We start from the raw sequence: 6,113 nt of genomic DNA on the forward strand, positions 1-6,113 counted from the left end.
GCGGTGGCGACGAACTTTGAAAACTGCGACACGGCTGGCGTGTTCAAGGCGCCGTTCACCTACATCGCCTGCTCGGGCGGGTACGACAAGAACGTGCTGAACAACAGCCAAAACGGCATCGACACCCAGATCGACGGCCTGAACCAGCTTGGTTTCGACACGACTGGCTTTGATTTCAACGATTATTTCAAGATCAACAGCCTGAACGGCGGCGACGTCACGTCGCCTCCGGCGCCGCTGATGACGGGAATCACCATTTTCGGCATCCACTTCGGCGGCGGTAGCGTTCTTGGGAACGCCACGGCCTTCTACAAGTTCGACGCCGGACAGGGCACGAGCCTGATCCCCTTCGACACCAAGGGAAGCTCGGGCTGGGTTCTCTATCAGACGGGCGGTGGCGGCGACGTCGTTCCTGAACCCGCCACCTGGGCGATGTTGCTGGCCGGTTTCGGGCTGACCGGGTTCGCGCTTCGGCGGCGGGACCGCAGCAAACTGGCCACGACCACGAACTGACTGCCCCCTGACGCGGCAGGCAACGCCAGCGCGGGCGCGAAACGCCCCGCGCTGGCAACTCTGCCGCGCGTCAGACGATCGTCGCGCCGCCGTCGATCACGATGCCCTGCCCCGTGGTGAACGCACCCGCGCGGCTGGCCAGAAACACCGCCATGCCTGCGATTTCATCCGGTTCGCCGATGCGCTTCAGGCTGCTGTGCGCCGTCGACAGCTTCAGGATCTCCGGATTGTCCCACAGCGCCTTGGCGAAATCGGTCTTGATGAGGCCGGGACAGATGCAGTTCACCCGCACGCCCTGCGGCCCGTATTCCGCCGACAGGTTGCGCGCCATCTGCAAATCGGCCGCCTTGGAAATATTATAGGCGCCGATCACGGTTGAGGCCTTCAGGCCGCCGATCGAGCTGATGATCGTCACCGAACCCTCGCCGCGTTCCAGCATCTGCGGCGCCAGCATGTTGATCAGCCAGTGGTTCGAAACCACGTTGTTCATCAGGATCTTCTGGAACTGTTCGTCGGCAATGCCCGACATCGGCCCGAAATAGGGGTTGGATGCCGCATTGCAGACCAGCGCCGTCACCTTGCCGAAGGTCGAAAGCGAAAAATCCGCAAGATCCTGCAACGCATCCTTGGAACTGATGTTGGCGGCCCGCGCAACCGCCGCCTTGCGGCCGACCAGCGCGTTGATTTCGGCGGCCGCTTCCTCGCAGGCGTCCTGCTTGCGGCTGGAAATCACCACATCGGCGCCGTGTTCCGCCATGCGGTGGGCGATCGCCTTGCCGATGCCGCGCGACGACCCGGTGACGACGGCCACCTGGCCCTTCAGATCGAACAGACTCATGGGGTACTCCCTCGATTGGATGAGTGCATGATGCGCGCCCGTGATGGCCCGCTTGTGCGATCCGCACAACCATGCTTCATCACAGGGTGATGGAAGCCCTCCCCCCGAAAATGCTGGCCCCGAACCCGCAGGCCCTGAACCCGCAGGCGATGCGGGCGATGATCGCCGCCTGTCTGTTCTATGCCAGCTTCGGCGGGCTGATTCAGTGGTTCCCGATCTGGCTGATCGCGGAACGCGGCTTCAGCGGCGAACAGCTTGGGCTGGCGATTTCGCTTGCCGGGTTCGGCCGCATCGTCGCCGGCCCGCTGACCAGCGCATGGGCAGACGGCCGCCGCGACAGGCGGGCGCCGATCCAGCTTTTGTCGGTCATCACGCTGTTCGTGCTGGGCGGGCTGTGGCTGTCGCAGCGGTTCGCCATCAGCTTCGCTCTTGCCTTCACCGCCGAGGTGACCTTCTGGGCGCTGATCGCCTTTCTGGAAGCGGCGCTGCTGCGCCTCTGCCATCCGCGCGCCCGGCCCGGCTATGGCGTGGCGCGGGGCGCCGCCTCGCTGGCGTTCGTGGTGGGCAATGTGGCGACCGGCATGCTGGTCGATCGGATCGGCAACGACGGCATCTGGTGGTGGCTGTTCCTCAGCATGGCGGGGCTGCTGGCGGCATCGTTCCTGATGGCGGCCGATCCGGTCGAGCGCACCGCCCACGCCCCCTTCGGCGCCCGGCTGCGGCAGGGCTTTGCCATGGTGAAGCGCCCGGAATTCGCGCTGCTGATGTTCGGCTGCGGGCTGATCCAGTCAGGGCACCAGTTCTATTACATCTTCGGCACCAAGCTCTGGATCGACGAGCTGGGCATGACGGCGACGCTTGCCGGCTGGCTGTTCGCGTTCGGCGTAATCGTCGAGGCCGGATTTCTGATGTTCGTGGCGCCCCGGATCGAACATGTCCGCCCGGCCACGCTGATGCTGCTGGGCGGGTGCGGCGCGCTCTTGCGCTGGAGCCTGATGGCGACATCGCCGTCGCTGGAGATGCTGGTGCCGTTGCAGGCATTGCACGCGCTGAGCTTCGCCTCGACGTTTCTTGGGGCGATGCGCGGCATTCAGGCGATGTGGGGCAACGACCGGACGCCGACCGCCCAGATGATGTTCATGGCGCTGGCGACGGCGCCCGCACAGGCGATCGTCAGTTGGGCGGCAGGCCGCGTCTATGATACCGGCGTCGGCTCGCACGGCTATTCCGCGATGCTGGTGCCGGTCGCCATCGGCACGCTGCTGGTGTTTCTGCTGTGGCGCCGGCCAGACCCTGTTGCCGGGGCCGCCCCTCAGTCGGTCGCCTGAATGACCGGCCCTGACAGCAGCCCGGCATCCGGCCCGTCGTCGGTTTCCTGAGTGAGCCGCGCCACCAGCCGGTGGTAATCGAAGCTCGACTTCTTCCCCAGATGCCGGCCGCCCTGTTTCAGCCAGCGATCGGCAGCCATGCGGCCAAGCTCTTTCAGCTTCAGCAGGAAATCCCGCTCGGCCACCAGCTTGGAACTTGGCGGGAACTCGCGCATGTCGTTGTCGTCGTGGATCATGTGCAGATGCACCAGCCGTTCGCGTTTCGATACCAGCTCTCCGGCCTCGATCAGGCGGTTGCGTTCGGCGATGAAGCGCAGTTCGGTCAGCAGGCTGGAATTGAACGTGATCTCGTTCATCCGGTCCTCGATTTCATAGGCGGTGCGCGGAAAGCTGTGGCGCACGATCGGGTTCAACTGCACGATCAGCACATCGCTTGCCGTGGTGCAGCGCAGCATCGGCGCCAGCGCCGGATTGGCGACATAGCCGCCGTCCCAATAGGCCTCGCCGTCGATCACCGGGGCCTGAAACAACCACGGCAGGCAGGCCGAAGCCAGCACCATATCGACCGTCAGTTCATGCTCACGCCAGCAGCGCAGGCCGCCGGTGCGCACCTGCGTGGTGTTGATGAACAGGCGGATTTCGCGCTGCTTTCGTACCTTGTCGAAGTTCACCAGCCGCTCCAGCACCTCCTTCAGCGGATTGAACCCCAGCGGATTGAACTGGTAGGGGCTGAACATGCGGGTAAAGGCAAGCGACGCCTCGTAGAAATAGCTGTCCGACATCGCCCAACTGTCCGACATGGTCTGCGCCATCGTCCGCCGGAACGGCGAGATGAACGCCGCTTCATCGGCGATCGCCAGCCAGAAACGCTCCAGCCGCTGGCGCGCCACTTCGGCGCCGCCGTCGATCAGCCCTTCCGCCATCACGATCGCATTCATGGCGCCCGCCGACGTGCCCGAAATCGCGTCGAAGCGGAACCGGCCCGATTCCAGCAGCCGGTCGAGGACGCCCCAGGTAAACGCCCCGTGCGAGCCGCCACCCTGTAGCGCCAGATTGGTGCCATGTTGCGCTTCTGCCGCCATCGCCTGCTCCTTTGCGTTCATTTCCTCAGAGCGGATAGCCCGCAAACTCCTTCGCGCGGTGCATCGACACCGAACTGGACACCCGCTCGATCTGCCAAGGCCCGGCAGTCCAGCCGGCCGTAAGCTCGCGCCATTCGGCCATGTCGGCCACCAGCACCTTCACCATATAGTCGCTCTTGCCCGAGATTTCGGCGGCTTCCAGCACGCGGGGATCGGCATTGAACAGGGCTTCGATGGCGCGGAAATCCTCGGGCAGGTGGCGCTTAAGCGTCACTTCGCCATAGATCAGCACCGCCGGGCGGAACTTGTCCACTGCGATTTCGGCGCGATACCCCGCAATCACGCCAAGGGATTCCAGCCGCCGGACGCGCGCAAGGCAGGCCGAGGGCGACAGCGACACCGCGTCGGCCAGCGCCGCATTGGTGATGCGGCCATCGCGCTGAAGTGCCGCAAGAATCTTGCGGTCTATCCGGTCGATGCTGTCCAATGCCCCCTCCACCGCAGATCCTGCGGTTTGAACCGCAGACTTTCGTTACCCCCGCTTGGGGGTGCGTGGCAATATTCGCTGCAATGTCCGACAGCCAGCAGATCAATCTTGCCGAATGGCGGGTTCGCCCGGCCACCCCGTACGACCTCGACGGGATGAAGGCGCTGGCCGAACTCACCGGCGGCGGCTTCACCAACCTGCCGAACGACCGCGACGCACTGGCCGAGCGCCTCGCCTGGTCGGAACGCAGTTTTGCAGCCGACATCAGCGCCCCCGACGATGAAAAATATATACTGGTGCTGGAACACGCCCCCACCGGGCGGATCGTCGGGACGGGGGCGCTGTTCTCTCGCGTGGGGGCGCGCTGGCCGTTTTATTCCTACAAGCTGACGACGATCAGCATGCACAGCAACGAGCTGGATCGCACGTTCCGCACCGAAATGCTGCACCTCGTCAACGACTTCGACGGCGCCAGCGAAGTCGGCGGCCTGTTCCTGCACCCGGATTTCCGGCTGGGCGGCCTTGGCCGGCTGCTGGCCCGCAGCCGCTATCTGTTTCTGGCGCTGCACCGCGCCCGCTTTGCCGACCGCGTGCTGGCCGAACTGCGCGGCCGGATGCGCGCCGATGGCAGCGCCCCCTTCTGGGATGGGCTGGCCGGACGGTTTTTCGGCATGGGCTTTCAACAAGCCGACAGCTTCAACGCGATGCACGGCAACCAGTTCATCGCCGACCTGATGCCGAAGTATCCGGTCTATGTCGCGCTGCTGCCCGATGAAGCGCAGGCGGCGATCGGCCAGCCGCACGACGCCGGGGTGGCGGCCCGCCGCATGCTCGAGGCCGAGGGCTTCGGCTTTCACGGCTATGTCGACATCTTCGACGGCGGCCCGACGATGGACACCCGGATCGCCGAGCTTCGCACCGTCCGCGAGGCAAAGTCCAGCATCGTGCGCGGCGTCGGTGCAGGCGGCGATGTCCACCTCGTCGCGGCGGGCACGCTTCGGGATTTCCGCGCTGCCGCCTGCCCGCTGGCGGCCACCGCCAACGGCCTTGTTCTGGGGCCGGGAAGCCCCTTCGCCATCTCGGAGGAAGTGCTTCATGCCCCATTCTGACAGCCTCCGCAGCATCCGCCCGCACGACGGGTCGCTGTTGTGGGAAGGTGCGATCGACGACGACACAGCCGTTTCCGCAGCGGTTGCCCGCGCCCGCGCAGCGCAGCCCGGCTGGGCGGCAACCACGCTGGATGAACGGCTGCGGATCGTCCGCGCCTACAAGGCGCTGGTCGAGGAAGACCCCGACACCTTCGCCCGCCTGATCGCCGCCGAAACCGGAAAGCCGCTGTGGGAAGCGAAAGGCGAAGTCGCAAGCGTTGCGGCCAAAGTCGAAATCTCGGTCACGGCGCACGCCGAACGCACCGGCAGCCGCGAGGCAGTGTTCCGCGCCGATCCCGCCGGCGCAACGCAGGCGCTAAGGCACAAGCCACACGGCGTGCTGGCGGTGCTTGGCCCCTACAACTTCCCCGCGCACCTGCCGAACGGCCACATCGTCCCGGCGCTGATCGCCGGCAACGCGCTGGTGTTCAAACCAAGCGAGCAAACCCCGGCGACCGGCGCGCACATGGCTGCACTATGGGCGAAGGCAGGGCTGCCGCCCGGTGTCCTTGAGGTGGTGCAGGGCGCGGCCGCCACCGGCATGGCGCTTGCCCGCGCCGACACCGACGGGCTGCTGTTCACCGGCTCCGCCCCGACGGGGGCCGCACTTGCGCGACAGTTCGCCAATACGCCGCACCGCATGCTGGCCTTGGAAATGGGCGGCAACAATCCGCTGGTCATCTGGGATCTGGCAGACCGCGACATCGAGGCGGCCGC

General features: G+C 65.8%; 7 protein-coding genes. 4 read left to right on the plus strand and 3 right to left on the minus strand.

What is annotated here, in order from left to right; genetic code table 11:
• On the plus strand, window positions 1–513 hold a 513-nt coding region (locus AC16JP_RS12360), incomplete at its 5' end, for a PEPxxWA-CTERM sorting domain-containing protein (RefSeq protein WP_484340918.1).
• 70 nt (window positions 514–583) lie between these two features.
• Here AC16JP_RS12360 and AC16JP_RS12365 read toward each other — a convergent pair.
• Window positions 584–1,351: an SDR family NAD(P)-dependent oxidoreductase gene (locus AC16JP_RS12365; protein ID WP_484340919.1), complete on the minus strand. Its 768-nt coding sequence runs from the start codon at window positions 1,349–1,351 to the stop codon at window positions 584–586.
• An 89-nt stretch (window positions 1,352–1,440) separates the two neighbouring features.
• On the opposite strand from AC16JP_RS12365, the gene AC16JP_RS12370 reads away from it, so the two are divergent.
• Window positions 1,441–2,679: an MFS transporter gene (locus tag AC16JP_RS12370; protein ID WP_484340920.1), complete on the plus strand. Its 1,239-nt coding sequence runs from the start codon at window positions 1,441–1,443 to the stop codon at window positions 2,677–2,679.
• Here AC16JP_RS12370 and AC16JP_RS12375 read toward each other — a convergent pair.
• Both AC16JP_RS12375 and AC16JP_RS12380 read right to left on the minus strand, forming a co-directional pair.
• Window positions 2,664–3,761, minus strand: a complete 1,098-nt coding sequence (locus AC16JP_RS12375) for a patatin-like phospholipase family protein (protein ID WP_484340921.1) — start codon at window positions 3,759–3,761, stop codon at window positions 2,664–2,666. The two genes, AC16JP_RS12370 and AC16JP_RS12375, sit on opposite strands and share 16 nt — an antisense overlap.
• 25 nt (window positions 3,762–3,786) lie before the next feature.
• Window positions 3,787–4,260, minus strand: a complete 474-nt coding sequence (locus AC16JP_RS12380; protein WP_484340922.1) for an Lrp/AsnC family transcriptional regulator — start codon at window positions 4,258–4,260, stop codon at window positions 3,787–3,789.
• A 71-nt stretch (window positions 4,261–4,331) separates the two neighbouring features.
• Here AC16JP_RS12380 and AC16JP_RS12385 point away from each other — a divergent pair, with 71 nt between their 5' ends.
• The gene (locus AC16JP_RS12385) at window positions 4,332–5,357 is read left to right on the plus strand and encodes an arginine N-succinyltransferase (protein ID WP_484340923.1); all 1,026 of its coding nucleotides are present in this window, start codon (window positions 4,332–4,334) and stop codon (window positions 5,355–5,357) included.
• A partial coding sequence (locus AC16JP_RS12390) for an aldehyde dehydrogenase family protein (RefSeq protein WP_484340924.1) occupies window positions 5,344–6,113 on the plus strand: 770 nt, incomplete at its 3' end. The genes AC16JP_RS12385 and AC16JP_RS12390, both read left to right, overlap by 14 nt.

Source organism: Sandaracinobacteroides sp. (assembly GCF_057137845.1).

Bases quoted from the DNA above. Each gene is read 5' to 3' on its own strand.
- AC16JP_RS12365 (WP_484340919.1), bottom strand. From the start codon at position 1,351: ATGAGTCTGTTCGATCTGAAGGGCCAGGTGGCCGTCGTCACCGGGTCG.
- AC16JP_RS12370 (WP_484340920.1), top strand. From the start codon at position 1,441: ATGGAAGCCCTCCCCCCGAAAATGCTGGCCCCGAACCCGCAGGCCCTG.
- AC16JP_RS12375 (WP_484340921.1), bottom strand. From the start codon at position 3,761: ATGGCGGCAGAAGCGCAACATGGCACCAATCTGGCGCTACAGGGTGGC.
- AC16JP_RS12385 (WP_484340923.1), top strand. From the start codon at position 4,332: ATGTCCGACAGCCAGCAGATCAATCTTGCCGAATGGCGGGTTCGCCCG.